Below are 2122 nucleotides of genomic sequence, written 5' to 3' on the forward strand. Positions count from 1 at the left end.
GTTCTCATTAAATATTGCTTATAAAATTCAAAAAATGGTTTCATTATTACAAAAATTAACACTCCAAAGATAAATAGTTAAAAAACACCCAAAATCTTTTTTTTTTTTTTTGAAATCCAATAAATTTATGGCAAAATTAAACATATTGTAAATAAATTTTCATTTCTATTCATTATTTACAATAAAAATTACTTTAAGGAACATTTTATGAAAAAACGATTTTTACTCTCTCTCTCTCTCTCGCTTGCGGTACCATCGCTCCACGCTGAAGACAACGGCTTTTTTGTGAGCGCGGGCTATCAAATCGGCGAAGCGGTGCAAATGGTCAAAAACACCGGTGAATTGAAAAATTTGAACGACAAATACGAGCAATTGAGCCAATCTTTAGCCCAACTGGCTTCGTTAAAACAAAGCATTCAAACGGCGAACAACAGTCAGGCTGTCAACAATGCTTTAAGCGATTTGAAAAGCTTTGCGAGTAACAACCACACAAACAAAGAAACATCGCCCATCTACAACACCACGCAAGCCGTTATCACTTCAGTATTGGCTTTTTGGAGTCTTTATGCAGGGAACGCTCTCAGTTTTTTTGTGAACGATTTGCACGATGGATCTAATTCTCCTCTTACAAGAATCAATCAAGATAGGAACTGCACAGGATTACAAAACTGTTTTATGAGCAAAGAAACTTATAGTAAAATGAAAGCACTTGCCGAAAACCTCCAAAAAGCTCAAGGCAATCTCTGTGCTTTATCAGAACAATGCTCTAGCAATCAATCAAGTGGAAACAAAACTTCCATAACTACAGCTCTTGAAACCGCGCAAAAGCTTATGGATTTAATCGCAAACACTAAGACGGCTATGATGTGGAAAAATATCGTCATCAGTGGCGTTTCAAACGCGCCCGGCGCTATCAATTCCACTGGCTACCCAACGCAATACGCGGTGTTTAACAATATCAAGGCGATGCTACCTTACTTGCAAGAAGCGCTCAAACTAACTCAGAGCAACCACACCCTATCCACTCAGTTGCAAGCTCAAGCTATGGGATCTCAAAAAAATCGTGAATTTGCTAAAGACATTTACGCTTTCGCCCAAAACCAAAAGCAAATCCTTTCTAACGCTTCAAATATCTTCAATCTCTTTAATTCCATTCCTAAAGACCAACTTAAGTATTTGGAGAACGCTTACTTGAAAGTGCCGCATTTGGGTAAAACGCCTACTAACCCTTACAGACAGAATGTGAATTTGAATAAAGAAATCAATGCGGTTCAAAACAATGTGAGCTATTATGGCAATCGGATTGATTCGGCTTTAAGCGTGGCTAGAGATGTTTATAATTTAAAATCCAATCAAACAGAAATCGTGAGTGCCTATAACAACGCTAAGAATTTGAGCGAAGAGATTTCTAAACTACCCCATAATAAGGTCAATGTAACAAACATCGTTATGTCGCCTAAAGATTCTACAGCAGGCCAATACAACTACCAAATCAACCCAGAGCAGCAATCCAATCTTTCTCAAGCTTTAGCGGCGATGAGCAATAACCCCTTTAAAAAAGTGGGCATGATCAGCTCTCAAAACAATAACGGCGCTTTGAATGGGCTTGGTGTGCAAGTGGGCTATAAGCAATTCTTTGGCGAAAGCAAAAGATGGGGGTTAAGGTATTATGGCTTCTTTGATTACAACCACGGCTATATCAAATCCAGCTTTTTTAACTCGTCTTCTGATGTATGGACTTATGGCGGTGGGAGCGATTTGTTAGTGAATATTATCAACGATAGCATCACAAGAAAGAACAACAAGCTTTCTGTGGGTCTTTTTGGTGGTATCCAACTAGCAGGGACTACATGGCTTAATTCTCAATACGTGAATTTAACAGCGTTCAATAACCCTTATAGCGCAAAAGTCAATACCTCCAATTTCCAGTTTTTGTTCAATTTGGGTTTGAGAACCAATCTCGCTACAGCTAGGAAAAAAGACAGCGAGCATTCCGCGCAACATGGCATTGAACTAGGCATTAAAATCCCTACCATTAACACCAACTACTATTCTTTTTTAGGCACTAAGCTAGAATACCGAAGGCTTTATAGCGTGTATCTTAATTATGTGTTCGCTTATT

At 38.4% G+C, this 2122-nt stretch carries 1 protein-coding gene; it reads left to right on the forward strand.

Features of this window, described 5'->3' with window-relative positions; translation table 11 throughout:
* Positions 1-207: 207 nt before the first annotated feature.
* On the forward strand, positions 208-2122 hold a 1915-nt coding region (gene sabA / locus EAL04_RS07830), incomplete at its 3' end, for a Hop family adhesin SabA/HopD (RefSeq protein ID WP_205585833.1).

The organism is Helicobacter pylori, assembly GCF_003638305.1.
Classification (GTDB): domain Bacteria; phylum Campylobacterota; class Campylobacteria; order Campylobacterales; family Helicobacteraceae; genus Helicobacter; species Helicobacter pylori_DJ.